Here is a 24,555-nt window from a genome sequence, read left to right as displayed (position 1 = left end):
GCGTGGCAGGCTTGTTGTCGCGGGGATGGACTCCGCGGAGAGGATTGGCGTCGTGATTACCTTCGTTGACCGGGTCGTCCTGCATCTGCGGGCCGGCGACGGCGGGCACGGCTGCGTCTCCATCCACCGCGAGAAGTTCAAGCCGTTCGGCGGGCCGGACGGCGGCAACGGCGGGCACGGCGGCAGCGTCTCGCTGGTCGTCGACCCACAGGTGCACACCCTGCTCGACTTCCACTTCCGGCCGCACATCAAGGCCGACAACGGCAAGGGCGGCGCCGGTTCCAACCGCGACGGCGCCAACGGCGGCGACCTGGTCCTCAAGGTTCCCGCCGGCACGGTGGTACTGAGCACCACCGGCGAGGTCCTGGCCGACATGACCGGCGCCGGCACCGTCTTCGAGGTCGCCCGCGGCGGGCGCGGTGGACGCGGCAACGCGTCGCTGGCCAACGCCCGGCGCAAGGCCCCCGGCTTCGCCGAACTGGGCGAGCCCGGCGACGAGATGGACGTCGTACTCGAACTCAAGAGCGTCGCCGACGTCGGCCTGGTCGGCTTCCCCTCGGCCGGCAAGTCGTCGCTCATCTCGGTCATCTCGGCCGCCAAGCCGAAGATCGCCGACTACCCGTTCACCACCCTGGTGCCGAACCTCGGCGTGGTCCGGCAGGAGAACCACACCTTCACCGTGGCCGACGTACCGGGGCTGATTCCGGGCGCGGCCAGCGGCAAGGGGCTCGGACTGGAGTTCCTGCGGCACATCGAGCGTTGCTCGGTGCTGGCACACGTGGTGGACACCGCGACCCTGGAGCCGGGCCGGGACCCGCTCGCCGACATCGACGCCATCGAGGCCGAGCTGTCCGAGTACGGCGGGCTGGCGGACAAGCCCCGGATCGTCGTACTGAACAAGGTGGACGTACCGGACGGGCAGGATCTCGCCGACATCACCCGGGCCGACATCGAGGCGCGGGGCCTGCGGGTCTTCGAGGTGTCGGCGGCGACCCGGGTCGGGCTGCGGGAGCTGACCTTCGCCATGGCGGAGTTGGTCGAGCAGCACCGGGCGGCGACGCCGGTGCTCGAACCGACCCGGATCGTGCTCCGCCCGGTCGCGGTGGACGACGCCGGTTTCACCATCGAGACCGACGCCGACGGGGCGTTCGTGGTGCACGGCCCGCGCCCGGAGCGCTGGGTACGGCAGACTAACTTCGACAACGACGAGGCGGTCGGCTTCCTCGCCGACCGGCTGGCCCGGTTGGGCGTCGAGGAGAAGCTCGCCAAGGCGGGTGCCGAGCCGGGCAGCCTGGTCCGGATCGGCGTACGCGAGTTCGACTGGCAGCCGACCCTCTACGCCGGTGCCGACTTCACACCCGGTAACCGGGGCACCGACATCCGGCTGGAGACCCAGTCGTCGCGTCCGTCGGCGTCGCAGCGGTTGGCGGCTCGGAAGGCCCGTCGGGTGCGTCCCGAGGACGAGTTGCAGGCGGCGCTGGCCGCGGCGGCTGCCGCCGACGCCGACGAGGCGCCGGTGACCGTCGGTGGCGGGGACAGCACCGCCGACTAGACGGATTCACGCTCTGTTGGCGCCACTTTCGAGAAACCTGGGCGAAACGGCGTTTGATTACCCTGAGTGGATGTTAATCGAGTCTCGTCCATACTCCGATCCGGAGCTCGCCGCCCTGATGACCGCGCAACAGCGGGAACTGCGTGAGGCGAACCGACCGGTCGGTGGGGTGGCCGACTCCGTACCCACCCGCGACGACGTACGGCACCTGGTTGGCGTGCTCAGCGGGCGTGCGGTGGCCTGCGGCGCGATCCAGTCCATCGATGAGACGACGGCCGAGATCAGGCGGATGTACGTCCGCCCGGCCCACCGCAGGCGGGGCATCGGGCGGCAACTGCTCGGCGCGCTGGAGGAACTGGCCTTCTGGGCCGGTCACTCCGTGTTGCGACTTGAGACCGGCACCTACCTGCCCTCGGCGCTGGCGCTCTACCGCTCGTCCGGCTACACCGAGATCCCGGTCTACGGCCGGTACGTCGGCAACCCGTACAGCGCGTGTTTCGAGAAACGGATCTTAGTTTCGGCGTGAACGGTGTACGGGGGAGCGCTGTGTCCCCCGTACACCGGGTCACCGCTCTTCAGGTGAGCAGGCCGATGGCGCGCTTGGCCCGGTGCACCGTGTCGGTGGCACCGTCGCGGGCCCGTTCGGCCCCCTCGGCCAGCACCCGCCGGACGTAACCGGGGTCGCGGGTCAGTTCGGCGTGGCGCAGTTGGATCGGCCGCAGCAGCGCCTCGACCGCCTCCGCCACCGCCCGCTTGAGCTTGCTGTACGAGGTGAACTCGTCGGCGAGGGCGGTCGGCGGAGCGTCCACACAGGCGGCCAGGATCTCCAGCAGGTTCGCCAGGCCGGGACGGGTGTCCGGGGCGTACTCGACGCCGCGACCGGAGTCGGTGACCGCGCGGGTCACCTTGCGCCGGATCACCTCGGGCGGGTCGAGCAGGAAGATCGTGCCGGCGTCCGCGCTGGTGGTCTTGCCCATCTTCGAGGTCGGGTCGCTCAACTCCATCACCCTGGTGGCCACCGGCGGGTGTACGGCGCGCGGCACGGTGAACGTCTCGCCGTACCGGGTGTTGAACCGGATCGCCACGTCGCGGGCGAGTTCGAGGTGCTGGCTCTGGTCCTCGCCGACCGGCACCTCCTCGGCGTCGTGCAGCAGGATGTCGGCCGTCATCAGCACCGGGTACGTCAACAGGCTCAGCCGTACGTGCTGTTGCTGGGCGGCGGACTGCTCCTTGAACTGGATCATCCGCTGGGCCTCGCCGACGCCGGTCGCGCATTCGAGCAGGAAGTGCAGCTCGGTGTGCTCCGGCAACTGCGACTGGACGTACAGGATGGCCCGGTCCGGGTCGAGACCGGCGGCCAGCAGCATGGTCGCCTGCTCCAGGGTCCGTTCGCGGACCCGGGCCGGTTCGTGGGCGACGGTGAGCGCGTGCAGGTCGGCGAGGAAGACGATGGTCTCGGCCCGGTACTGGGCGTCGACCACCGGGCGGATCGCGCCGAGCAGGTTGCCCAGGTGCAGCGAGCCGGTGGGTTTGAGGCCGGTCAGCCGGCGTTTCGGTACGGTCCGGGTGATCGTCGGGGTCGCGGTCATCGGGGGGCTCCTTCGGAGGTACGTCGACCGCCCGTCCCGGGTGCGCATACGTCAACGGCCGCCCGGGTGGGGCGGCCGTGGTGGGTCTCGGGGTGCGCGGATGCGTGGCCGCCCGTCAGGGGGCCCGCCAACCGTCTGTTGTCATCCGCACCCGATCAGCTTAACCCACCGGACCGGGCGGCTCGTCCGGGTGGCCGGGTGCGGATGTGCCGTAACGCCGTCGCCTCGGTGATCGTTTGCCCGATCGTGAGGGGCTGATCGGGGCATCGGAGCTGATCGGGGTCGGTGAGCATCGGAGGGATGCGTGAGCGGCCGCGCCGTTGCCTGGTTGGGCCGGCGGGACCCGGGCTACCGGACCATCCGCCGCGCCGTACGGCTGACGCTGATCGGTGTCTTCGTCTTCTACGGCGGCATCTACCTGGTCGGCAGCATCACGATGGCCCTGTACGCGGTCTTCACCGTCTTCGCCGTCGGGGTGCTGGCCCACCTGCCGGTCACCCCGTGGGAACGGGCTCGGGTGCTGCTCGCCGCGCTCCCGGTGGCCTGGGTACTGGTGGTGTTCGGCACCGTGCTGGCCGCGCACATCTGGGCGGCGGTGGCCGGCATGCTGGTGGTCGGGTTCGGGGTGACCTTCCTCGGGGTCGGTGGGCCCCGGCTGGCCGGGGTGGCAGCCGGGCTCCAGCTGTTCTACATCCTGTCCTCCTTCGGCCCGTACGCACCGGACACGCTGGGTGAGCGGCTCGGCGGGGTGACCGCGAGCACGCTCCTGCTGGTCTTGGCCGAGCTGGTGCTCTGGCCGGACAGGGTGACCCTGGTCCGTTATCCGCAGCGGCTCGCGAGCGCGGCCCACGCGGTCGCCTCGTTCCTCGACGTGCTCGCCGACGTGCTGTCCGACCGGGTCGATCCGGGGCCGGAGCCGGCCCGGCGGCAGGCACTCGCCGGGCAGGCGGTCAACCGGCTGACGTTCGAGGAGTTGCCGGCGACCGAGCGGCCGACGAGCGCCTGCCGCCGGGACCGGGCGATGCGTGACGCCGCCGTGGCCCTGCGGGAGGCGCTGGACTTCGCCGAACGGCTGGCCGTCGACACGGCGGTGCCGGGGGCGTCCGCCCCGACCGGTTCGCCGCCGCCGCCGGGGGTGCCGGGGACGCCGGACAGCGACCTGGACCGGTTGCTGCGCCGGGGAGCGGACCAGATCCGGGCCGCCGGCCGTACCTTCGTCGGCGAGGGGGAGCCGATCGGCGCGGGAGAGCCGCTGCGGCTGCACCGGACGATCGAGGAGATCCGGGCCCGGCCGCGCGGCGAGTCGGCACAGGAGCCGGGTCTGAGCCGGCTGTGGTTGGACGCGATCGTCCTGCGGGTGGTCGAGCAGGCGCCGATCCTGGCCACCGCGGCACGGATCACGGCCCGGTTGCCGGTCGGGGACCTGACCCGGCTCCCCGGCCAGCCACACCGCCCGTTCGAGTACGCACACCGCCCGGTGATCGCGCTCTACTGGGAGCGGCTGCGGGTGCACCTGACCCCGAGGTCGGTGCACTTCCAGGGTGCGGCGCGGATCGCCCTGGCGTTGTCGGCGGCTCGGGTGGTGGCCGGTTACCTGAACCTCCAGCACGGTTTCTGGGTGCTGCTGGCCACGCTCACCCTGTTGCGTACGTCCGCCGCCGACACCCGGACCACGCTGGGCCCGGCGGTGATCGGCACGGTGTGCGGTGCCGCCGCCGGGGCGGGGCTGCTGCTGGTCGCCGACCGGCCGGAGGTCTACCGGGGGGTCCTGCCGGTGGCGATGGTGCTGGCCTTCGCGGTCGGCCCGCTGCTCGGGCTGGCCTGGGGGCAGGGCTTCGTGACGCTGCTGCTCACCACCCTGTTCGCCCAGATCGGACCGGCGAGCCTACAGATAGTGCAGGCCCGGTTCCTGGACGTGGTGGTCGGTGCGGTGGTCGGTGTGCTGGCCGGTCTGCTGCTCTGGCCCCGCGGTGGGGGCGGTGAGCTGCGCCGGTCACTGTCGCACTATCTCGACTCGGCGGCGGCGTCGAGCGAGGAGACGGTCGAGGTGCTGACCGGCCGTCAGCCGGACCGGGGGGAGCTGGGGCGGGCGCAGCGGGCGATGGTGCTCGCCGAGGCGTCGATGATCCAGTACCAGGCGGAGCGACCGGCCCGCCGCAACGAGGGGGTGGACTGGAGCGCGGTGCTGATCGCCGGGCACGAGATGGTGCGGGGCGGCCAGGCCCGGCGGGACTACCGGCCGCCGCCGTACCCGGAGCTGACCGACGAGGTGGCGGGGCCGCTGGACGACTTCGCCCACCGGGTACGGCGCGCGTACGGGGACGTCGCGGACCAGTTGCGTCGGGGTGGCCGGGCGTACGAGGTGGCGACGCCGCCGGCGCCCGACGATCTGCCCGCCCGGCTGCGGACCCTGCTCGGGGCCGGTGGCACCAGGGCGGAGGCGTTGGATCTGGTGGACCTGGAGATGTGGCTGATCTGCCTGACCGCGCACCTGGACCGGATCCAGACCGAGGTCGACGGTGCGTCAAGACAACTACCGCTGCGTTAGCGCCGACCGCTGCCGCCACCGCCGGGGTCGGCCGTCCGGGCGGGACCGGGCGATGATCGCTCAGATCCGGCGTACGGCCGCCCGTGCGTCCGGGGCGCGTCGCAGCCTGGAGGGGCGAGCCCGGCGGATAGCGGAAGGGGTGCCATGACGCAGCAGCAGACGGTCGCGTTCCTGGGCCTCGGCGGCATGGGACAGCCGATGGCCGCCACCGCGCTGCGGGCCGGTCTGCCGACGGTGGTGTGGAACCGTACGCCCCGGGCGACGGAGTCGCTGGCCGATCTCGGTGCGCGGGTGGCCGGGAGTGCGGCCGAGGCGGCCGGGCAGGCGGCGATCGCGGTCACCATGGTGACGGACGTCAACGCGGTCACCGCGATCGCGGTCGACCAGGGCATGCTCGCCGCGTTGCCACCGGGTGCGATCTGGGCGCAGATGAGCACGATCGGGGTGGCCGGCATCGAGCGGCTCGCCGCGCTGGTCGAGCGGGAGCGGCCGGACGTGGTGTTCCTCGACGCGCCGGTGGCGGGTAGTCGGGGACCGGCGGCGGCCGGACGGCTGACCATCTACGCGTCCGGGCCGACCGGGGCCAGGGACCGGGTGGCGCCGCTGTTCGACGCGCTCGGTCAGCGTACGGTCTGGGTCGGTCCGGCCGGGCAGGGCTCCCGGTTGAAGCTGGTCAACAACATCCTGCTGGCGTTCCTCGCCGAGGGGATCGCCGAGTCGGTGGCGCTGGCGCACGCTGTCGGCATCGGTACGGAGACCGTGCTGACCGCGCTGGCCGGCAACCCGATCGTCCCGCCGTGGGCTGAGGCGAAGCTGCCCCGGATGGCCAGGGGGGATTACTCGCCGGAATTTCCGCTGTCGCTGGCGCTCAAGGATCTCTACCTCACGCTCGACGCGGTCGACCCGGCCGAGTTCACCGTCGCGGGCTGCCTCGCCGCGCAGTGGCGGCGGGCGGTCGACCGAGGCTTCGGTGGCGACGACGTGACGGTCATCGCGCGAGCCATGACGCCGGGCCCCGGATGACGGCGCGTGGGCCGTGACGCCGGACGACGGATGAGGGCGCGCGGGCCGTGACGCCGGGACCCGGACGAGGGCAGGCCCGTCCGGGTCATCCGAGCGGTCGGCCGGCGGCGCGGTCGCTCGGATGACCCGGAGCGGTTGTCGTCCTACTCCAGGTCGAACTCGCCGTCCTGGGCGCCGGCCACGAACGCGTCCCACTCGGCCTGGGTGAACACGAGCACCGGACCGTCGGGCTCGGCGGAGCTGCGCATGCCGATCAGGTCGTCCACGAACGCGACCTCCACCGCCGCCTCGGACGTGTCGCCCTCGGCCCGCTGCCACACCGCGCGGGACAGGTCGAAGTCGCCCTTCGGGTGCTGCGCCATCGTCGATTCCTCCACTGCGCGATCCGTCATGGGAAAGCCTTTCCACTCTTCATGTTGCAGGATATGCGGATGCCGAGCCTTACCCGGGTCGAGGCGGCCGAGCGCGCCGCGTTGCTGACCGTCGAGTCGTACCATATTGATCTTGACCTGACCGCCGGTGACACCGGTTTCCGGTCCGTCACCACGATCCGCTTCCGGGCCACCCCCGACAGCACCACCTTCGTCGATGTCAAGCCGGCCCAACTGACCAGCGTACGGCTCAACGACACGACGATCGATCCGGCGACGCTCGCCGACGATCGTCTTGTGTTGACCGGGCTGCTGGCCGAGAACACGCTGACCGTCGACGCGGAGATGGCGTACTCGAACACCGGGGAGGGACTGCACCGTTTTGTCGACCCGGCCGACGGCGAGGCGTACCTCTACGCCATGTCCTTCCTCGACGACGGACCCCGGATCTTCGCCAGCTTCGACCAGCCCGACCTGAAGGCACCGGTGACGTTGAGCGTCACCGCGCCGGAGAACTGGCTGGTCGCGGCGAACGGGGCGGCACTGCACCCGCCGACCGGCGGCCGCTGGGAGTTCGCGCCGACCGTCGCGCTGGCGACCTACTTCACCTCGCTGATCGCCGGCCCGTACCACGCCCGGTACGACGAGCACGACGGTATCCCGCTCGGCATCTATTGCCGCCGGTCGCTGGCCGAACACCTGGACCGGGACGCCGACGAGATCTTCACCGTGACGAAGCAGTGCCTGGACCGGTTCCACGAGCTGTTCGACGTCCGCTACCCGTTCGGCAAGTACGACCAGGCGTTCGTGCCGGAGTTCAACGCCGGCGCGATGGAGAACCCCGGTCTGGTGACGATCCGGGACGACTACGTCTTCCGGTCGGCGGTCACCGACAGCGAGCGGGAACTGCGGGCCACCACCATCGCCCACGAGATGGCGCACATGTGGTTCGGTGACCTGGTCACCATGCGCTGGTGGGACGACCTGTGGTTGAACGAGTCGTTCGCCGAGTACCTGGGGACCAGGGTGACCGCGGAGGCGACCCGGTTCACCGGCGCCTGGACCACCTTCGGCCTGCGGCGCAAGGGCTGGGGGTACGCGGCCGACCAGCGCCCGTCCACCCACCCGGTCGCCCCGGACGACGTTCCCGACGCCGCCGCCGGACTGCTCAACTTCGACGGCATCTCGTACGCCAAGGGCGCCTCGGTGCTGCGCCAGCTCGTCGCCTGGCTCGGTGACGAGACCTTCCTGGCCGGGCTGAACGCGCACTTCGCCGCCCACCGGTACGGCAACGCCACCCTGGCCGACCTGCTCACCGCGATGAGTACGGCCAGCGGGCGGGACCTGTCCGAGTGGACCGAACTCTGGTTGCGTCGGCCACAGGTGAACACCCTGCGGGCCGAGGTGACGGTCGCCGACGACGGCACGTACACCGAGGTGGCGGTGGTGCAGACGGCCACGCCGGAGCATCCCGTACTGCGTCCGCACCGGATCGGGGTGGGCCGGTACGACACCGACGACTCCGGTGAGCGGCCGGTGGCGGTGCTGCGGGAGCGTACCGAGGTCGATCTCGACCCGGCGCTCGACAAGGGACGGACGGTGCTGACCGAGCTGACCGGTCGACCGGCCGCGGCGGTGCTGCTGCTCAACGACGGGGACCTGACCTTCGCCAAGGTGCGCCTGGACGACGCGTCGGCCGCGGCCGTACCGCAGGTTCTGCCCGGCCTGACCGACTCGCTGGCCCGCGCGGTGCTGTGGACCGCGACCATCGACGCGGTGACCGACGGGGAGCGCCCGGTCTCCGACCTGGTCGCGTTGATCCTCGCCGCGCTGCCCGGCGAGACCGAGGTGATCGTGGTCGAGGATGTGCTGAAACTCGCCCGTACGCTGATCGACCGCTACCTCGACCCGGAGCGCCGGCTGGCCGCCCTCGGGTACGTCACCCAGGCCTGCGACCGGCTGCTCGGCACTGCGGCGTCGGGTGGTTCGGTGCAGCTCGCCGCCGCTCGCGGGCTGATCGGGGCGAGTGCCGACGCGGCCCGGCTGACCGGCTGGCTGGCCGGTGCGGGGGTGCCGGACGGGCTCGCGATCGACACCGACCTGCGCTGGGCGCTGGTCGGCCGGCTGGTCGTGCTCGGCGTGGCGGGGGAGGCGGAGATCGCCGCCGAACTGGCCGCCGACCGGAGTGCGGCCGGCGAGGAACGGGCCGCCCGCTGCCGGGCCGCGCTGCCGGACCCGGCCGCGAAGGAGCGGGCCTGGCAGATCATCGTCAGCGACACGTCGCTGTCGAACCGGCTGGTCGAGGCGAACGCGGGCGGGTTCTGGCAGCCGGAGCAGGAGGCGCTGACCGAGTCCTACGTGGAGCGGTACTTCGCCGAGATGCCGGCGGCGGCGCGGCGACGTACGGCCTGGACCGCCGACCAGGTCGCCAAGCTGGCCTTCCCCGAGTACGCCGTGCAACCGCGGACCCTGGAGTTGGCCGCGGCGCTGCTGGAGCGCGACGACCTGACGCCGGGGCTGCGCCGGGTGGTGACCGACGCCGACGACGACCTGCGCCGGGCGCTGCTGTCCCGCTCCGCCGGGCTGCTCTGAGGCTCGCCCGACCCCGGTACGGGGAGCATCGACCGGGTGCGATCTGCGTCATGCCGGGGCGGTTGGGCCACCGCCCCGGCATACGATCAAGAGGTGGAGGAAGATACCCGGCGAATCGGGATCATGGGCGGAACTTTTGATCCGATCCATCACGGTCACCTGGTCGCGGCCAGTGAGGTCGCCGACCGGTTCGGGCTCGACGAGGTCGTCTTCGTGCCCACCGGCCACCCGTGGCAGAAGGCCGACGAGCCGGTCTCCTCGCCCGAGGACCGCTACCTGATGACGGTGATCGCGACCGCCTCGAATCCGCGCTTCCAGGTGAGCCGGGCCGACATCGACCGGGACGGCCCGACCTACACCGTCGACACCCTGCGCGACCTGCACGAGGAGTACGGCCCGAAGGCGCAGTTGTTCTTCATCACCGGCGCGGACGCGTTGGAGAAGATCCTGTCCTGGAAAGACGCCGACCGGATGTTCGAACTGGCCCACTTCATCGGGGTGACCCGGCCCGGTTTCGAACTCTCCGCCGGGCACCTGCCGGCCGACTCGGTGAGCCTGGTGCAGGTGCCGGCGATGGCGATCTCGTCCACCGACTGCCGGGCCCGGGTGGCCGCCGGGGAGCCCGTCTGGTACCTCGTTCCCGACGGTGTGGTCCAGTACATTGCCAAACGCCGGCTCTATCAGTAACAGTTTGTGGTGGTTTGCGACCCGTTGTTCGCTAACTGCCAAGCTGTAACTCGGCCACGTGTGAGAGGCTAGATAGGTCTCATGGTCGACCCCAAAGGAGTACGGTGACAGCTTCCGATCGCGCCCTCGAACTGGCATTGGCCGCCGCCCAGGCCGCCGCTGACAAGAAGGCGCAGGACATCGTCCTGATCGACGTAGGCGACCAGCTGGCCATCACCGACGTGTTCCTGATCGCCTCCGCCCCGAGCGAGCGCCAGGTACAGGCGATCGTCGACGCGATCGAGGAGCAACTGCTCACCCTCTCGGACAAGGCGAAGCCGGTCCGGCGTGAGGGCGAGCGGGCCGGACGTTGGGTGCTGCTCGACTACGTCGACATCGTGGTGCACGTCCAGCACACCGAGGAGCGCGAGTTCTACGCTCTCGACCGGCTGTGGAAGGACTGCCCGATCATCCCGTTCGTGGATCGTGACCTCGTCGACGCCGACGCCGGCCACGGCGAATGACCCGACTGATCATCTGGCGGCACGGCAACACGGACTGGAACGCGGGCAACCGCGTGCAGGGGCAGACCGACACCCCGCTCAACGAGCTGGGTCTCGTACAGGCCGCCAACGCGGCAGCCCTGCTGGCCGAGCTGAAGCCGGACGCCATCGTCGCCAGTGACCTGCAACGGGCCAGCCGTACGGCGGAAGCCCTCGCCGCGCTGACCGGGTTGCCGGTACGCACCGACGCCCGGCTGCGTGAGCGTTACTACGGGCAGTGGCAGGGTCTCAGCATGACCGAGGTGGCCGCCCGGTTCCCGACCGAGCACGCCCGCTGGCGCAACGGTGACTCCGATCCCGGCTGTCAGGTCGAGGCGCTGGACGACCTGGCCGTGCGGATCGGCACCGCGTTCCAGGCGGCGGCCGACGCCAACCCCGGCGGCACCACCGTGGTCGCCACCCACGGCGGCGGCGCCAGGCAGGGCTGTGGCCACCTGCTCGGCTGGGGGCCGCCGATCCTGCGTGCGCTCGGCTCGTTGCAGAACTGCCACTGGACCGAGCTGCGCCACGACGAGGTACGCGGCTGGCAACTGCGCGCGCACAACGTCGGCCCGGCGGCCCGGGAGCCGATCCCCGCCGCCATCTGAGACGGCGCGCTGGCCGACCGGCCCGTTTTGGTGCTTGTTCCGCGCCCAACGCTGCTGATTTGCGGCATTCGTCCTGGTGGCACCCCATATCAACGACGGCGGTCACCAGGTGGATCGGCTACCGTGCCGGGATGCCCGTCGCGGTCGCCACCGACTCCACCGCCTACCTGCCGGAACCGCCCACCGACCGGGCGACGGCCGGCGCCGGTGCCCGGCCCACCGTCGTCCCGCTGACGGTGGTTCTCGGCGGGGTGCAGGGGCTGGAGGGCATCGAGGTGTCGCCGGCCGACGTGTCCCGGGCGATGACCGGGCGCCGGATCGCGGTGAGTACCTCCCGACCGGCACCCGAGCAGTTCGCGGCGGCGTACCGCCGGCTGTTCGACCTGGGGGCGAGCGGCATCGTGTCGGTGCACCTGTCCGCCGAACTCTCCGGCACGGTCGACGCCGCGACGCTGGCCGCCGCCGAGTTCGGCGACCGGGTCACCGTGATCGACTCCCGGTCCACCGGCATGGGTCTCGGCTTCCCCGCACTCGTCGCCACCAGCGCCGCCGCCGACGGCGCGGACCTGGCCCGGGTCGCGCAGGCGACGAGGGAAGCCATCGGGCGTACGTTCAGCTTCTTCTACGTCGACACCCTCGAATTCCTCCGCCGGGGCGGCCGGATCAACGCCGCCGAGGCGCTGCTCGGCACCGCCCTGTCGGTCAAGCCGATCCTGCACGTCCGCGACGGCCGGATCGCCGTCCGGGACAAGGTGCGCACCGCGAGCCGGGGACTGGCCCGACTGGTCGACCTGGCCGTCGCCGCCGCCGGTGACTCGGCGGTCGACGTAGCCGTACACCACCTGGCCGCGCCGCAGCGCGCGGAAGCCCTGGCCGAGGCGCTGGCCGTACGACTCGGCGACCGGCTGCACGACCGGCACATCACCGAGGCGGGTGCGGTGGTCGGGGCACACGCCGGACCGGGGCTCGCCTGCGTGGTGGTGCACCGCCGGCCGTGATGCCCCCTCCCGCGACTCAGCCGAGGGTCAGCCAGCGGACGCCGGTCCGGTTGATCCGCTCGGTCTCGGCGGGGGTGATCGGGGTTCTTCCGGTCGCCTTGCGCAGGAAGGTCAGCCGGTCCCAGCCGAGGTCCTGCCTCGCCGTGGTGCCTCTCAGCAGGTCCTCGACCAGTTCGGCGGCGGGTCCGGTCAGCCACGGTGGGCGGTCCAGCGCCGCGGCCAGGTCCAGGCCGTGCACCGCGACCTCGACCACCCTGGTACGCAGAAACTCCGTCAACAGCATCGGATCGCCGTGCCGGGTGCGGACGACCCGGTCGGGCGGCTCGGCCCGACAGAGCCGGTCGACGCGTGACCAGGTGGCGATGAAGTCCCGGACCAGCGATTCTCCGTTGTCGTATGCCGCCGCGTGCTGCTGGGCGAGCCTGATCCGGGTCCCGTTGGTGTCCGGGGCGAACCGGTCGTCCGGCCGGTAGTACGCCGCCGCGTCCACCTCGGCGCCCGGCGGTGGTTCGGCCGCCAGCATCTCCGGCAGCCAGGCGATCACCACTCGGACATGCCCCAGCAGGTCGCGTACGCGCCACGGGGTGCAGGCGGTGGGGCGGTCCCAGTCCCGTTCGGACAGCCCGGTCAGGGCGCGGCCGAGCTGCTCGGCCTCGCCCCGGAAGACGTCCAGCACCCGATCTTCCGCCATGCCGGTCAACGTACCAATCGGGCTGTGCCATCCGTCCTTCGGTCGGTCGAGGCCTTTCCGCCGGCTACGACAGTGCCGGACGGGATTGCCGGAATCCGTACTCGTTGTCCGAACGCAATGGGCGCCTGGTCGGTCATTGTTTCCTGCCGCTCGTACACCTCTTGTTAGCCGACCGCGGCTAGCTTTCGCTGGACCAATTCAGTTCGACCCGAAAGCCGAATGACATGAGCGCAATCCTTGTGAAGATCGCCGTCGACGTTCTCGCCGCCGCGCTGGTGGCCCTCGTCGCAGCACTCGTCCAACGGGCGCTGCGCGCCGCCTGAACCGCCCGACATCGTCGCCCGCCCGCCCGCCCGCGCCGCCGCTCGCGCGGCACGCCTTGACCTCAAGTCCAATTGAGGTTCTACCGTTCTGGGGTCCGTCCAGTTTGGTCGGCGGCCCGGTTCGTAGGCGCCCGGTTCGGTAGGTGTTCGGTGGGCGGTCGGGAAGGAGCAGCAGAGGTGGTCGTGAGGGAGTATTCGCAGGAGGAGCTTGCCGCCCAGCCCATTGGTTACTGGAGTGGCGAGGCATACCGCAGGGTGGTCGGCCGGATCCGGGCGGAGTTGGCCGTGGAGGACCTCACCCAGCCGCACTGGTGGACCCTGAACCATGTCGCCGGCGCTCCCGGCACGTGGACCCGGACAGCGCTCGCCGAACGGTTGCTTCCGTTCGACGACCTCGGGATCGACTTCGGCGGGGTCTTCGACGACCTGATCGCCCGAGGGTGGATGACGGAGGACGCCGGGCTGCTGACGCTGACCGAGTCGGGCGAGGGCGGCCGACTTCGGGCTCGGGCTCGCAACCTGGGCGTCCACGAACAGACGCACGAGGGCATAACAACGGCGGAGTACGTCGCCGCGCTCAACGTACTGCGGCGCATGGTCGCGAACCTGGGCGGCAACAGCGACCTTCCCTGAGCGGGGAACCGGTAAGCGCCCCGGGATCCAGCACCCGATCCCGTGGCAGGTCGGTCAACGTACCAAATCGGCGACTGCGGGGGAGTCAGCTCGGCCGGGACGGGGGTGTGTTGGCCGACATGCGACGGAGGGGCACACCCAACCGGGTGTGCCCCTCCTCTCCGCGCCGGCGCCGCTACTTCTGGTATCCGTAGTTGTCGCAGGTCCTGCGCTGGAAAACGCAGTTCTTGGTGCGCTTGTTCATGGTGTTCACGTCCCACATCACAAAGGCGTCACCGTGCATCGAGGAGGCGCTCTTGCCCTCCTTGTCGGAGGAGAGGTAGTAGCCCTGCGGGGTGCCCTTCGCCCCGTACTGGATGTCGAAGGTGATCGCCGGGATCTTCACCGGGTGGCTGGACGGGCAGCCGTCGCCGACGCCGTACGCCATGTGGTCCTTGTGGTTGGGGCTGTCCAGGTGCTTACCGTCCCAGCAGCCCGGAAACTGCATCATGAAGTGCAGGGTGGCGTCCCCGCCGCAGATGGGCCAGTTGCCGTTGGTGCTGCGGGCAATGCCGTCGAGGTCGCCGGGGCCGTAGAAGGCGCAGTAGAACTGGCCGGTCGCCCCGCGCGGCGTCGGTTTCTTCTTCTTGGCGTCGCCGCTGATCATGCGCAGACCGTTGGGCACCGGCAGCAGGCCGGTCGAGTTCTTCGTCAGCGCGCGGTAGTAGACCCGGAAGCCCGTGGTCTCGACCGGCTTGCCGGTCGCGTTGTCGTAGAGCGTCGGCACCCAGTACGCGGAGTGGTCCTGGACCGGCTTGCAGGAGGTGGCCGTGAACTTCATCAGGTCCTCGGCCACGGTGCCCGCGTCGACGGCCTTGTTGCCGACGAACGAGTGCATGTGCGAGGCGCCCGGCAGGCCGGGGGCGACAATCGGGTCGTCCGGCAGCGAGTGGCTGTACTGGCAGTCGGCCCGGAACTCCGGGAGGTTGCCCACACCGGCCGGGACGGCGTCGATCTTCAACCCGTTGTACGCGTCGACCTGCGCCTTCCAGGCCGCCTTGTCGACCGGGATCCAGCCGGTGGCGGGGATCTTCTGCGTGCTGGCGGCGGGCGGCTTCGCGGAGCCCGAAGGTGTCCCGGCGGCGGACGGCGTGACGGAGGCGGACGGCACCGCGCCGAGCGCCTCCGCCTGCGCGGCCGGCGCCGAGGCGTACGGGAGGGCGTTGGCCGCGTTCGACGGCTGGGGCTCGGCGGGGGCGTTGGCCCGGTACAGGGCCGTGGCCGCGACGGCGATCACGACGACGGCCACACCGGCGGCCATGCTCAGCCTGTTCCGGGCGAGTCGCCCCGGCAGGCCGGGGCGCGCCGGCGGTGGGCTTGCGTCGGGTTCGCGGAACGAGGCGTACGACAAGGGTTACTCCCCAACAGGCAAGACACGACAAGCTGACCGAACGGCCACGGCCGCCGTATGTTAGGCGCTTCCCGCCCGTACCCGATAGTTTCTTAAACCTCCCTTAAAGCAGGAGCTACGAGTATGTGTATCGCGGTTGGTTGTCGTCGCCGAAACTGTAATGTCCGCTGACCACGACGGTCCGCGCCCGTGGTCCGACGGGCGGACCAGTCCGTCTACCGTCGACCCTGCACCGTGAAGCGGATCACGAGCAGGGCGACAAGCTGGCGCACTCCAGGTGGCGGAATCTCCTTGTCGCGGGATACTTGCGCCGTGACGGAGCGAGCCCAGTGGCACAACCTCGGGGCGATGATGCGCACGGCCCGAATCAAACATCGCGACGGTTCCGGACAGATGTTGTGGCCGGTCCAGCGTCTGGTCACCGAACTAGATCGTGCCTTGCCGACCAGTGAGCTGGCTCGGGTCCGTGACCAGGGCGTCATTCTGCGTCCTTGGAAACGTAGCGCAATTTATGCGGCCGAGAGTGGTCAGGTGCCCTCGCGGGAGCTCGTCGAACTCTATGATGCCCTGTTTGATTATGGTGCTGGCACGCTGGTTATTGTCTACGAGAATGCGAAGGCGGTATCGCCACCTCGTTACCGGCCGAGCCGAGGGGATGATGGATATCCGTTGGAAGGCGATGCATCGGAATTCGTCTGTGACGTAACCGTGCCCGATGGCCTTGCCGTCCCGTTGGGGGCACGTTTCACCAAGATCTGGCGCTTCCGTAATTCCGGCACGGTGCCCTGGGTTGGCCGTAGACTTGCCCATATCGGTGCAATAAGTCATTTCGCGATGCCTACCGCGCCACGCGCCGTGTTGGTTCCCGATACCTATCCGGGCGATATCGTGGACGTCGGAGTCGAGCTGGTGGGGCCTCCGATGCCGGGTGCCTTCATCACCTACTGGAAGTTCGTGGACCCCGACGGATCACCGTATTTCCCGCAGTACCCACTGGGGGTCAACTGTCTGTTTCGGACAGTTGAAGGAGTTCCTATGCCCGATACGCGTATCCCGTTCGTCTCGGGTGAGCGGCAGGGTTGACCAACCGTTGGTAACGGGCCGAATGCTACGGCCTCTACTGGTGCAGCTCGCGGCGCTCATCGCGCCGAGCTGCACCAGTGGGCCTTATTCGAGTTAACATCCGATCGGTACTCCGAGAACTGCTCAGCAGACGGTCTCGTAATTCGAGCCGGCGTTGTATGTCTCGGCATAGTGACTGCCGTTGGAGTACTTGAGGTGTACCTGGAAGTGGATGCAGGTGCTGCCCGGTGCATAGACCTGCATGCTGTAGCTGGAGCCGGTGCCGTAGTCTGTCTCCGCGGGAATGCCGGGCTGTCCGTCAGCCCAAAGGTTCTTGACGGTGGCGCCACCGGCGGGATTGCTGCGCACTCGAATCCAGTTGGTCGCGCAACTCGAAGAGTAGTACACGTCTACGTAGGACACGATCTGGCCATACTCGGTCTCGATATCGCGGGTCGCCACCAGGAAGGCATTCTGGTTGCAGCCGGTCACCGCCGGGTCGGTGCCATGATGCTGGCTCCCTGCCATCGCCGCCTGGGGGTTGGGCAGGGTCGATACGACGCCGAGCGCAAGAATCGCGATCACCCTAGCGATTGTACGTCTCATTCGCGTTCTCCGATCCCATAATCTTTGGCTGGTTGTCGAAACTAGTGACAATCATGCGGTACGGGCCCTCGTCCGGCGATAGCTGGACATGCGATCATGAGATGAGTTTCTGGCGGTAAGGGGTCTTGCCGCGTCCACTTCTCGCTATGACGTGCCTCTACCGGAGAAAAGAATCGACAACCCGACCTGATGCGGGGCCCCGATGATCCGGGAGAGTCTGGCTCGCCATCGCCGGCCGAACTCTTCGGGATCATGGGCTTCGAATTTCTTGATTGTGGGGCCTAGCAGATTTGGGCATGATCAGGGCGTTTTCCACAGGCGGGAGAGTTGTCCACAGGAGAGCTTCGAGCGGCGGTGTGACGGGCGGATTCCGCCTAGCGTCCGGCTGGTGTCCGATGACGACGACGAGACGAGGGTGCGGGAGCGGCTGGCCCGGCTGCTGGGTGGTGCGGCGGCTCGTCCGGCCGTACCGGTGGAGGTTGGTGTAGCCGCGCCGGGTGACAACCCGGCGGCGGATCCGCCACCGGGCAGGCTGGGTGGGCCGGGTGCCTTCGATCCCGGTCGGCGTGGGGTCAAGGCGCTCGCGGTGGTGGCCGCGCTGGTGGTGCTCGGTGCCGCCGGCTGGGCCTGGCGTGCCCGCCCGCAGGCCGAACCGGTCGACGTGGCAGCGACGGCGGGCGCCGACGAGCCAACATCCGCGAGCGCCGGACCCGGTCCGGGCCCGAGTGCGAGCGCCGGGCCGGAGGTGGTCGTGGCGGTCGCCGGCAAGGTACGCCGCCCCGGCCTCGTTCGGCTGCCCGCCGGAGCCCGGGTCGCCGACGCGCTGACCGCCGCCGGAGGTGCCCTGCCCGGAGTCGACGTCGCCCTACTCAACCTCGCCCGCAAGGTCACCGACGGCGAGTTGATCCTGGTCGGGGTGACCGCCCCGCCCGGAGTCGCCGCCGCACCCGCCGGTCCGGGACAGCCCGGCGACCCGGCTGTGGCCGGCGGCGGCAAGGTCAACCTGAACACCGCCACCCTGGCTCAGCTCGACACGCTGCCCGGTGTCGGGCCGGTGCTCGCCCAGCGCATCCTCGACCATCGCGACCAGCGCGGCGGCTTCCGATCCGTGGGCGACCTGCGGCAGGTCAGCGGCATCGGCGACGCCCGCTACGAGCAGCTCAAGGAACTGGTCACGGTATGACCAAGGCGCACGCTACGAGCAAGGCGCACGCTAGGAGCACGGCTCACGGTACGACCACAGCAGTGGCGAGCCGGGCTGGACGGGTCGAGCCCGACGTCCGGCCGACACCGCCGGACCTGCGGCTCGCCGCAGTGGCGCTGGCGACCTGGCTCTCCGCCCTCGCGACGCTCTACCTGTCGGCGCGCTCCGGAGTGCTGATCGCCGTACTGGCCGGTGCCGGTGCGCTGACCCTCGTCGCCTGGCTGACCCGGCGGAGCGGCCCGTTCGGCAACCGGTACGGCTGGGTAGCGGTCGCCGTACTGATCGGGGTGGTTTGTGGCAGTGCGGCAACGGCCGCCCGGCTGGGCGTACGGGACGCGGCGCCGCTGGCCGAGCTGGCGCGTACGCGGGCACCGGTGACCGTCGAGCTGGTCGTGCGCGACGATCCGCGCGCGGTGGCCGGGGCGGCGGGGCGGCCGGCGATGTTGCTGCTCTCGGCGGAACTGGCCTGGCTGCGCGGGCCGGACCGGCGGCGGATCGAGCTTCCGGCCCGGATCCTGGTGCTGGCCACCGATCCACAGTGGCGAAACCTGCTGCCGGGGCAGCGGCTGACCACCGATGGTCGGCTGGCTCGGGCACGCGGTGGTGACCTGACGGCGGCCGTACTGTCGGTCAACAGTGCGCCGGTGCTGGTCGGGGCGCCCTCGTGGACCCAGCGGGCGGCCGGGGCGCTGCGGGCCGGATTGCAGCGGGCCTGCCTGCCGCTGGCCGACGAGCCGGGCGGGCTGCTGCCGGGGCTGGTGGTCGGTGACACCAGTCGACTGTTGCCAGCGGTCGAAGACGACTTCCTGACCACCGGCATGACCCACCTCAATGCTGTTTCCGGGGCGAATGTGGCAATTGTCGTTGGACTGGTGCTGCTCTGTGCCCGCTGGGCTCGCGCCGGCCCGTGGCTGACCGCCGTGATCTGCGGCATCGCCCTGGTCGGCTTCGTGATCCTGGCCCGGCCGTCGCCGAGCGTGGTCCGGGCCGGCACGATGGGCGCGATCGGGCTGCTGGCGCTGGCCCTCGGTCGACCGCGCGCCGCCCTGCCGGCGCTGGGAGCGGCGATCACCGTCCTGGTGGTGGTCGATCCGGAACTGGCCGGCGACGCCGGGTTCGCGCTGTCCGTACTCGCGACCGGTGGGTTGCTGCTGGTCGCGCCGAAGTGGCGGGACCGGTTGCGGCGCCGGGGAGTGCCGGCGGGGCTGGCCGAGGCGTTGGCTATCCCCGCGGCGGCGCAACTGACCTGCGCCCCGGTGGTGGCCGGGCTCTCCGGGACGATCAGCCTGGTGGCCGTCCCGGCGAATCTGCTGGCCGTGCCGGCGATCGCGCCGGCCACCGTACTCGGGGTGGCCGCCGCCACGGTGTCGCCGGTCTGGCCGGCGGGAGCCGAGTTCGCGGCCTGGCTCGGTGGTTGGCCGGCTTGGTGGCTGGTGCTGGTGGCGCGCTACGGCGCCCGGGTGCCGGCCGGCACGCTGCCCTGGTTGGACGGTGTCGCCGGTGGACTGCTGCTCGGTGCGCTCACCGTGGCGCTGCTGGTCGCCGCCCGGCATCCGCTGGTCCGCCGGCTGGTCGCGGTGGTCGCGGTCGCGGCGGTGATCGGCGCGCTGCCGGTACGCCTGGTCGCCGCCAATTGGCCACCGGACGGCTGGGTCTTCGCGCTCTGCGCGGTCGGGCAGGGCGACACCGCCGTGCTGCCGATCGGGGCCGGGCGGGCCGTGGTGGTCGACGCCGGACCCGATCCGGCGGCGGCCGACCGGTGCCTGCGCCGGCTCGGCGTACGGGCGGTGCCGCTGCTCGTGGTCAGCCACTTCCACGCCGACCATATCGGCGGACTGGCCGGGGTGCTGCGGGGCAGGCGGGTCGGGGCGGTGGTGACTCCGCAGTGGCCGGAGCCGACCGCCGGCCGCTCCTCGGTCGAGCGGGCCGCAGCGGCGGCCGGAATCCCGGTCGGCGGCATCGGCCCCGGCTGGCGGTACGTCGCCGGCCCGGTGGAACTGACCCTGCTCGGCCCGCCGTACCCGATGCGCGGCACCAGATCGGACCCGAACAACAACTCGCTGGTGCTCAAGGCCAGGGTCGGCGGTGTCCGGGTGCTGCTCGCCGGGGACGCCGAAGAGGAGGAACAGCGGGCCCTGCTCGACCACCTGCCCGCCACCGACCTGCGGGCGGAGCTGTTGAAGGTGGCCCACCACGGATCGGCGTACCAGGAGGTCGGTTTCCTCGACGCGGTCGACCCGGCGGTGGCGCTGGTGCCGGTCGGGGTGGGCAACGACTACGGCCACCCGAACCCGGCCGTGCTGGCGAGGCTGACCCGCAACGGCGCGCGGGTGTTGCGTACGGACACCGACGGCGACCTGGCCGTGATCCGGCGCGACGGTGCGCTCGCGGTCGTCCTACGGGGACTCGGACCCGGCGAGGAACGGCCGGACTGATGACAGCCGGAGCCCACAGGTCAAGAGCAGTACGTCAGGATTAAGATAAATGTCTGGATTTGCGCTAAGTGCGGGCTCGGCTACGGGTACCGGGGTGACCAGGCCCGACCTGCGCACCTGGCGTGCGACGATGCTCAGGTGACCTCCGTTAGCCTCGCCCCGGTCCTGCTCGTCCTCGGAGACGAGGAACTGCTCGTCACCAGGGCGCTCGCCGGGGCCGCCGAAACGGCCCGCGAGATCGATCCCGGCGCCGACGTCCGTGACTACGAGGCCGGCTCGGTCAACCCCGGCGAGGTCGCCGAGATGCTCAGCCCGTCCCTGTTCGGCGGTCGCCGGGTACTGCTGCTGCGCAACGGCCAGGACGCCCGCAAGGACCTGGTCACCGTGCTGCTCGCGTACGCGAAGAACCCCGACCCGGACGTCCACCTGGTGGTGGCCCACGCCGGTGGCGCCAAGGGCAAGACCTTCGCCGACGGGCTGCGGACCGCCGGAGCGACAGTGATCCCGGCGGCCAAGCTCAAGGGCGAGCGGGAGCGGATCGCCTTCGTCCGCGACGAACTGCGGCGCGGCGGCGGCAAGGCCACCGACGACGCGGCTGCCGCCCTGGTCGCCGCAGTCGGCAACGACCTGCGTGAACTCGCCTCCGCCTGCGCCCAGCTCATCGCCGACACCGACGGGCGGATCGGTGCCGACACCGTCGCCCGGTACTACAGGGGGCGGGCCGAGGTGAGCGGCTTCACCGTCGCCGACGCCGCCATGGTCGGTGACCTGCCCGGCGCGCTGGAGGCGCTGCGCTGGGCACTGCACGTCGGCGTCGACCCGGTGCCGATCGCCGATGCCCTCGCCGACGGCGTACGCACGGTCGCCCGGGTCAGCTCCGCCGGGCGAGGTAGCGCGTACCAGTTGGCCAGCACCCTCGGCATGCCGGCGTGGAAGATCGAGCGGGCCCAGCGGCAGGGGCGCGGCTGGACCCCGGAAGGGCTGGTGGACGCGATGCAGGCCGCCGCCGAGTGCAACTCCGCGGTCAAGGGCGGTGCCGACGACCGGGCGTACGCGCTGGAACGGGCCGTCTTCGCGGTCGCCGCGGCCCGCACCGGAAGTGGTACGCGATGAGCGGGCCACCCCATCTTCGACTGCCCGTCCGGTTACCCGTTGGTTGGCGCCGCCGGACGGCCGACGAGGCGAGCTACCCGGACCTGTCGGAAGCGTTGGACGATGCCGGCCCGATGGTCGCCGGGAACGTCGCCGTGAGCTACCCCGGCCTGGTCGCGGAGGTCTGCGCCGACCTCGACGGGGCCTCGCGCGCCGACCAACCCACCGTACGGGTCTACCCCCGGCTGCTCGAACCCGTCCACCAGCCCCCGCCCGTCGACGACGAGCGGGTACGCCCGCTGTACTCCCGCGTGCTCCGGCTGCACCACGTCGACCCCGGTGGCCTGCTCTGCTTCCTCTTCTTCGAGGGCACGGTGGCCCTGGGTCTGCTGCTCGCGCTCGCCGAACTGGTCAGTTGGTGGGGAGTGCTGGTCCTGCCGGTGACGGTCGCCGTCATGGTCAAGCTCAACGACCTGGTCGCCGCCGCCGTGGTCCGCAACGCGGCCCGAGTGCCCGACCTGGAACAGGAGCGGTTCCGGCGGGAGATGCTGCCGGCGGTCGGCCGAGCCCGAGTGCCCGACGCGTGGAAAATCAGCCCGTACGCGCCGCCGCCCGCTGCGATCGGCGCGCCGGACGCGTACGGCACCGGCAACCCTGCCTCCTTCGGCACCGGCAACCCGGCCGGAGACGACCTCGCCAGCGGCTTTGCCAGCCCGGTCGGCGGCGGAGCGCAGGCGGGTGGTGGCACGGCGGACCGGACCCGGCCACAGCCCGGCACGTCCGGTGCACCCGAGTCCGTCGAGCCGGGAGCGGCCGAGGCGCTGCCGGCGGTCGCGCGGGTGGTGCTGGGGCGGGTCGCCGCCAGCCGGATCCGCGCCAACTCCGGCCACCCGGGTTCCCGCCGTACGACGATCGGGCGCCCTGCCAACGCGCACCCAGCGGCGGGGGAGCGGACCGAGCAGTGGCCGGGCCAGCAGGCCGGGCGATGGACCGACCCGGCCGACCCGCCGCAGCAGCGCGCCCGTCAGTCGGGCACCCACTACTACGAGCAATAGGCAGGCGCTGTGTGATCGGCTGATGAGACCGGAGCTGCGCCGGTTATCACGACAGAGCGCTGATAGGACAGAGCTACGCCCCGAGCCTTCTCGGCTCGGGGCGTAGCGGTGAAGTCTGTGTCGAGTCCGTCAGGCAGCGACGGAGAGCGACTCCAGGCGCTTGGCGATTGCCGACTTGCGGTTCGCCGCCTGGTTCTGGTGGATGACGCCCTTGCTGACAGCCTTGTCAAGCTTGCGCGAGGCGTCGCGCATCAGCGCGGTGGCCTGCTCGGCGTCACCGGTGACAGTCGCCTCGTTGAACTTGCGGATGGCGGTCTTCAGCGACGACTTGACCGACTTGTTGCGCAGCCGGCGCTTCTCGTTCTGCCGGTTGCGCTTGATCTGGGACTTAATGTTCGCCACGCGACAGCCTCGTCTTGATAGCTCGGGTTGGTCAGCTTGATGCACGGGCGACGATCGGCGTAGGCCCTCCGGGGCACCAACACACAGTTACATCGCCACACGCGAAAAGTCAGGTTACCAGGTCGGCCCGGTGGGGCCAAAACCGGTCACCGTCCGGCCCCTGGTCGGCGGTGCTGTCACGGCCGCCAACCCCGCCGGGCGGCCAGCCAGCCCAGCGCCGTCTCGCCGCTCCACCGCTGGTGCGCCCGCAGGTGCGGGGAGTCGCCCGAGGGTTCCGCCGTCGCCCGGACCAGCCAGTATCCGGCGAGCGCGGCGAGCGCGGCGTCCAGCCCGTCGGCCGGTGCGTCCCGGGCGGCCGGATGCGTCGCGAAGGCCCGGTCGGCGTCGAGCCCGCTGGCGTACACGGTGACCAGGAACCCGGCCAGGTCGAACCAGGCGGGCCCGAAACAGAGCCAGTTCCAGTCGCAGATCCAGGCCGCGCCGGCCCGGTCGATCAGTACGTTGTCCAGCCGCAGGTCGCAGTGGATCACGCTGCTGCCGTACGCGTAACCGGGCAGCAGGCCCTCCAGGGCGGCCAGCTCGGGCAGCCGCCCCCGCAGGCTCGCCGGCACCCCGGCCGGCACCGGCTCGCGCCCGTCGACGATCTCCCGCCACCAGGACAGGTCGGCCCGGAGCAGGTCGGCGAGCTGCGGCAGGCCGAGCGCGACCAGTTCGGCCGGGGGTTCGCGCAGCGCCTGCGCCACCCGCGCGTACGCCTGGAGCGTGGCGGACAGGTCCGCCGGGTGCCACGGCAGGGCAGGCGTACGGCCGTCGATGGCGTCCAGACAGATGACGAAGTGACCGGCGGTGGTGAGGGTCCACCGGGGGCGGGCGACCGGCAGGTCGGGCGGGAGCGCGGCGATGATCGCGGTTTCCCGGGCGTACCAGTCGCTCAGGTGGCGCTGGTCGGCGAGCGAGGCGGCCTTGACGAAGACCCGGTCCCCGGCGGTGGTGTCGAGCACCCCGGCGAAGCCGTTGGTGAAGCCGCCACCGGCGGTGGTCGCCCAACTGACCCGGGCCCCGAGCCGGGCGCCGATCGCGGCGCGCAGTTCCGCCGGCAGATCGGCCCAGTCCGGCCGGACGGCGGTCGCACCGTACGGCACCAGCGGTAACGAACTCGCGGACATGCCCCCA

The 24,555-nt window shown here is 71.2% G+C and carries 22 protein-coding genes; 15 read left to right on the top strand and 7 right to left on the bottom strand.

The window, feature by feature from the left end; translation table 11 throughout:
• Positions 1-52: 52 nt before the first annotated feature.
• Together obgE and OG792_RS26640 are read left to right on the top strand one after the other, a co-directional pair.
• Positions 53-1,552, top strand: coding sequence for a GTPase ObgE (obgE, locus tag OG792_RS26645; protein ID WP_329103404.1), 1,500 nt, complete (start codon positions 53-55; stop codon positions 1,550-1,552).
• A 70-nt stretch (positions 1,553-1,622) separates the two neighbouring features.
• Entirely contained in the window at positions 1,623-2,078 is a 456-nt protein-coding gene (locus OG792_RS26640) for a GNAT family N-acetyltransferase (RefSeq protein ID WP_329103402.1), read from the top strand.
• 49 nt (positions 2,079-2,127) lie between these two features.
• Here the strand turns inward: OG792_RS26640 and trpS are convergent, their stop codons facing one another.
• Positions 2,128-3,141, bottom strand: a complete 1,014-nt coding sequence (trpS, locus tag OG792_RS26635; protein ID WP_329103400.1) for a tryptophan--tRNA ligase — start codon at positions 3,139-3,141, stop codon at positions 2,128-2,130.
• A 304-nt stretch (positions 3,142-3,445) separates the two neighbouring features.
• Here trpS and OG792_RS26630 point away from each other — a divergent pair, with 304 nt between their 5' ends.
• Positions 3,446-5,689 (top strand): FUSC family protein, encoded by a 2,244-nt coding sequence (locus OG792_RS26630; RefSeq protein ID WP_329103398.1) that lies wholly within the window; start codon positions 3,446-3,448, stop codon positions 5,687-5,689.
• Positions 5,690-5,833: 144 nt separating this feature from the next.
• The gene (locus OG792_RS26625; protein WP_329103397.1) at positions 5,834-6,712 is read left to right on the top strand and encodes an NAD(P)-dependent oxidoreductase; all 879 of its coding nucleotides are present in this window, start codon (positions 5,834-5,836) and stop codon (positions 6,710-6,712) included.
• Positions 6,713-6,855: 143 nt separating this feature from the next.
• Here the strand turns inward: OG792_RS26625 and OG792_RS26620 are convergent, their stop codons facing one another.
• Complete coding sequence (locus OG792_RS26620) at positions 6,856-7,074, bottom strand: DUF397 domain-containing protein (protein WP_326556242.1); 219 nt, start codon at positions 7,072-7,074, stop codon at positions 6,856-6,858.
• A gap of 69 nt (positions 7,075-7,143) precedes the next feature.
• On the opposite strand from OG792_RS26620, the gene pepN reads away from it, so the two are divergent.
• The 5 genes from pepN to OG792_RS26595 all read left to right on the top strand — a co-directional run bounded on the left by pepN (position 7,144) and on the right by OG792_RS26595 (position 12,489).
• On the top strand, positions 7,144-9,675 hold the full coding sequence (pepN, locus tag OG792_RS26615; RefSeq protein ID WP_329103395.1) for an aminopeptidase N: 2,532 nt from the start codon (positions 7,144-7,146) through the stop codon (positions 9,673-9,675).
• Positions 9,676-9,768: 93 nt separating this feature from the next.
• Complete coding sequence (gene nadD / locus OG792_RS26610; protein ID WP_329103393.1) at positions 9,769-10,362, top strand: nicotinate-nucleotide adenylyltransferase; 594 nt, start codon at positions 9,769-9,771, stop codon at positions 10,360-10,362.
• Between the two features lie 104 nt (positions 10,363-10,466).
• Positions 10,467-10,865, top strand: coding sequence for a ribosome silencing factor (gene rsfS / locus OG792_RS26605; RefSeq protein WP_326556245.1), 399 nt, complete (start codon positions 10,467-10,469; stop codon positions 10,863-10,865).
• Positions 10,862-11,491 (top strand): histidine phosphatase family protein, encoded by a 630-nt coding sequence (locus OG792_RS26600; protein WP_329103389.1) that lies wholly within the window; start codon positions 10,862-10,864, stop codon positions 11,489-11,491. Before rsfS ends, OG792_RS26600 begins: the two co-directional genes overlap by 4 nt.
• Before the next feature lie 131 nt (positions 11,492-11,622).
• Positions 11,623-12,489, top strand: coding sequence for a DegV family protein (locus tag OG792_RS26595; protein WP_329103387.1), 867 nt, complete (start codon positions 11,623-11,625; stop codon positions 12,487-12,489).
• A gap of 16 nt (positions 12,490-12,505) precedes the next feature.
• On the opposite strand, the gene OG792_RS26590 is transcribed toward OG792_RS26595, so the two are convergent.
• Positions 12,506-13,180 (bottom strand): maleylpyruvate isomerase N-terminal domain-containing protein, encoded by a 675-nt coding sequence (locus OG792_RS26590; protein ID WP_329103385.1) that lies wholly within the window; start codon positions 13,178-13,180, stop codon positions 12,506-12,508.
• A gap of 506 nt (positions 13,181-13,686) precedes the next feature.
• On the opposite strand from OG792_RS26590, the gene OG792_RS26585 reads away from it, so the two are divergent.
• The gene (locus OG792_RS26585) at positions 13,687-14,136 is read left to right on the top strand and encodes a MarR family transcriptional regulator (RefSeq protein ID WP_329103382.1); all 450 of its coding nucleotides are present in this window, start codon (positions 13,687-13,689) and stop codon (positions 14,134-14,136) included.
• A gap of 175 nt (positions 14,137-14,311) precedes the next feature.
• On the opposite strand, the gene OG792_RS26580 is transcribed toward OG792_RS26585, so the two are convergent.
• On the bottom strand, positions 14,312-15,526 hold the full coding sequence (locus OG792_RS26580; protein WP_329103380.1) for a DUF1996 domain-containing protein: 1,215 nt from the start codon (positions 15,524-15,526) through the stop codon (positions 14,312-14,314).
• A gap of 312 nt (positions 15,527-15,838) precedes the next feature.
• Here OG792_RS26580 and OG792_RS26575 point away from each other — a divergent pair, with 312 nt between their 5' ends.
• A complete protein-coding gene (locus OG792_RS26575; RefSeq protein WP_329103378.1) occupies positions 15,839-16,609 on the top strand; it encodes an NBR1-Ig-like domain-containing protein in 771 nt (256 codons plus the stop codon).
• 123 nt (positions 16,610-16,732) lie between these two features.
• On the opposite strand, the gene OG792_RS26570 is transcribed toward OG792_RS26575, so the two are convergent.
• The gene (locus OG792_RS26570; RefSeq protein WP_329103376.1) at positions 16,733-17,173 is read right to left on the bottom strand and encodes a DUF2690 domain-containing protein; all 441 of its coding nucleotides are present in this window, start codon (positions 17,171-17,173) and stop codon (positions 16,733-16,735) included.
• 409 nt (positions 17,174-17,582) lie between these two features.
• Between OG792_RS26570 and OG792_RS26565 the strand changes: the two genes are divergently transcribed.
• From OG792_RS26565 to OG792_RS34815, 4 genes are all read left to right on the top strand, one after another.
• Positions 17,583-18,377, top strand: a complete 795-nt coding sequence (locus tag OG792_RS26565; protein ID WP_329103375.1) for a ComEA family DNA-binding protein — start codon at positions 17,583-17,585, stop codon at positions 18,375-18,377.
• Positions 18,374-20,833: a ComEC/Rec2 family competence protein gene (locus tag OG792_RS26560; RefSeq protein WP_442932309.1), complete on the top strand. Its 2,460-nt coding sequence runs from the start codon at positions 18,374-18,376 to the stop codon at positions 20,831-20,833. Before OG792_RS26565 ends, OG792_RS26560 begins: the two co-directional genes overlap by 4 nt.
• 138 nt (positions 20,834-20,971) lie before the next feature.
• Positions 20,972-21,946 carry a DNA polymerase III subunit delta gene (gene holA, locus OG792_RS26555; protein ID WP_329103371.1) on the top strand — a complete coding sequence of 325 codons (975 nt, stop codon included), beginning with the start codon at positions 20,972-20,974 and terminating at the stop codon, positions 21,944-21,946.
• Positions 21,943-22,980 carry a hypothetical protein gene (locus OG792_RS34815; protein ID WP_442932308.1) on the top strand — a complete coding sequence of 346 codons (1,038 nt, stop codon included), beginning with the start codon at positions 21,943-21,945 and terminating at the stop codon, positions 22,978-22,980. Before holA ends, OG792_RS34815 begins: the two co-directional genes overlap by 4 nt.
• A gap of 129 nt (positions 22,981-23,109) precedes the next feature.
• Here the strand turns inward: OG792_RS34815 and rpsT are convergent, their stop codons facing one another.
• Both rpsT and OG792_RS26540 read right to left on the bottom strand, forming a co-directional pair.
• The gene (gene rpsT / locus OG792_RS26545) at positions 23,110-23,382 is read right to left on the bottom strand and encodes a 30S ribosomal protein S20 (RefSeq protein WP_329103370.1); all 273 of its coding nucleotides are present in this window, start codon (positions 23,380-23,382) and stop codon (positions 23,110-23,112) included.
• A 176-nt stretch (positions 23,383-23,558) separates the two neighbouring features.
• The gene (locus tag OG792_RS26540; RefSeq protein WP_329103368.1) at positions 23,559-24,548 is read right to left on the bottom strand and encodes a phosphotransferase family protein; all 990 of its coding nucleotides are present in this window, start codon (positions 24,546-24,548) and stop codon (positions 23,559-23,561) included.
• Positions 24,549-24,555: the final 7 nt, after the last annotated feature.

This window comes from Micromonospora sp. NBC_01699, assembly GCF_036250065.1.
GTDB lineage: Bacteria > Actinomycetota > Actinomycetes > Mycobacteriales > Micromonosporaceae > Micromonospora_G.
Note: the sequence above shows the minus strand (reverse complement) of the source record. Positions and strands in the feature narration are given on the sequence as shown.

Coding starts and splice junctions, on each gene's coding strand:
- OG792_RS26560 (WP_442932309.1), top strand. CDS start 18,374: ATGACCAAGGCGCACGCTACGAGCAAGGCGCACGCTAGGAGCACGGCT.
- OG792_RS26640 (WP_329103402.1), top strand. CDS start 1,623: ATGTTAATCGAGTCTCGTCCATACTCCGATCCGGAGCTCGCCGCCCTG.
- OG792_RS26620 (WP_326556242.1), bottom strand. CDS start 7,074: ATGGCGCAGCACCCGAAGGGCGACTTCGACCTGTCCCGCGCGGTGTGG.
- OG792_RS26595 (WP_329103387.1), top strand. CDS start 11,623: ATGCCCGTCGCGGTCGCCACCGACTCCACCGCCTACCTGCCGGAACCG.
- pepN (WP_329103395.1), top strand. CDS start 7,144: ATGCCGAGCCTTACCCGGGTCGAGGCGGCCGAGCGCGCCGCGTTGCTG.
- OG792_RS26600 (WP_329103389.1), top strand. CDS start 10,862: ATGACCCGACTGATCATCTGGCGGCACGGCAACACGGACTGGAACGCG.
- trpS (WP_329103400.1), bottom strand. CDS start 3,141: ATGACCGCGACCCCGACGATCACCCGGACCGTACCGAAACGCCGGCTG.
- OG792_RS26590 (WP_329103385.1), bottom strand. CDS start 13,180: ATGGCGGAAGATCGGGTGCTGGACGTCTTCCGGGGCGAGGCCGAGCAG.
- OG792_RS26540 (WP_329103368.1), bottom strand. CDS start 24,548: ATGTCCGCGAGTTCGTTACCGCTGGTGCCGTACGGTGCGACCGCCGTC.
- OG792_RS26625 (WP_329103397.1), top strand. CDS start 5,834: ATGACGCAGCAGCAGACGGTCGCGTTCCTGGGCCTCGGCGGCATGGGA.
- OG792_RS34815 (WP_442932308.1), top strand. CDS start 21,943: ATGAGCGGGCCACCCCATCTTCGACTGCCCGTCCGGTTACCCGTTGGT.